This is a genomic window from Mesobacillus subterraneus, assembly GCF_000934845.1.
GTDB lineage: Bacteria > Bacillota > Bacilli > Bacillales > Cytobacillaceae > Mesobacillus > Mesobacillus stamsii.
In genome coordinates, this window is record NZ_JXIQ01000171.1 from 1 (window position 1) to 743 (window position 743).

Genomic DNA, 743 nt, shown 5'->3' on the forward strand with positions numbered 1-743 from the left:
TCTGGAGTGGAAATCGATTATCAGCCAAACCAAAAAGGACCGGGCGGTTTTTGCCCGGTTTTTCTTAATTTTTTTTCTTGAAAGATAAGCAACCATAAAAACCCCTTCGAGAATGGTCCAGCTCCAGCGCTTGTCGGGGCTCACCAAGGAGCTTGCGCTTTTCGTATCGTGAAATAAGAACTTAATAGGGGATAGAGCATTAGTTAGTTTACGAAGAAATATTCTATTTTCATCATATGTATGTTCATTCACAAGTGGGTTCAAAAAAGAGTGAAGCTAAAGTGGTGGGGTTCAAGGGGGGATTAACCGATTTTTTCTTGATGGCTCATCGAGTGCAGTTCCTCATTGCGGATTTCTTTTTCTAATTTCCGGGCTTCATCGAGGGCATCATCAAACCGGTCCAATTTTTCCGATACATACACGGGTTTGCGGGCATCATAGATTCCCGAAGAATCCGATTGATAAATGATAACATTCCATTGGTAAAAATTTTTGCCTTCTTCCTGATGACCCTGCAGTCCAATCATTAAATGGGTAGTGAACAGGTCTGGCTGGATGCCAAGAAAAGATTCCTGGTCACTAAGCTCCGCGGGGACAAGTGATTTCTGATAAAAATCGCGATAGAAAGAGGTCTGCAATCTACAATCACTCCTTTTTTAAAAGATAAGAGAGTATAAAATTCACTTCGAGAATGGTCCAGCTCCAGCGCCTAGCCCCTCGAGTCGCTAGTCTAGTGTCGCCTC

General features: G+C 42.9%; 1 protein-coding gene. It reads right to left on the reverse strand.

All coding sequences use genetic code 11. The features are described from left to right. Positions 1 to 302 precede the first annotated feature (302 nt). Positions 303 to 638 carry a hypothetical protein gene (locus UB32_RS16950; RefSeq protein ID WP_044395952.1) on the reverse strand — a complete coding sequence of 112 codons (336 nt, stop codon included), beginning with the start codon at positions 636 to 638 and terminating at the stop codon, positions 303 to 305. Positions 639 to 743: the final 105 nt, after the last annotated feature.